The sequence below is a fragment of the Rhizobium sp. SVR5-9E genome (genome assembly GCF_056755095.1).
The window spans coordinates 1-339 of record NZ_JBNDHS010000301.1 but is presented as its reverse complement, the minus strand read 5'-3'; the positions used below and the strand labels follow the sequence as shown (position 1 = coordinate 339).

1 protein-coding gene is annotated in these 339 nt (G+C 43.4%); it reads right to left on the bottom strand.

Going from position 1 to position 339, the window contains the following annotated elements; translation table 11 throughout:
* Positions 1–339 (bottom strand): NAD(P)/FAD-dependent oxidoreductase (locus tag ACPYOJ_RS34895; RefSeq protein WP_481420312.1); only part of this gene is annotated, 339 nt, incomplete at both ends.

Genomic DNA, 339 nt, shown 5'->3' with positions numbered 1-339 from the left:
TTCCTGCAGCATTGCATTAATAATACTCTGTGAAGAATTGCTTTCCGGGAAAACGCGGTTGTCATTTTCGATCTCTAACGAAACTTTTCGGTTTTCAAACCATTCCATCGTATCTCCAGGCTGAAACCTGGTGAAAACGCTTAACAGTTCCTTATTCCCCCGCGGATAAAACTGAACGAGTTCTCTCGGATCAAAACAAGCATGGGTGACATTACAGCGACCACCTCCGGAAATTTTCACTTTCTGAAGTACATCAGAATTCTGCTCGAGAATGGTAATTTTGTATAGGTTTTCGTCAAGATTGGCAGCGCAGAAAAATCCTGCAGCACCACCTCCGAT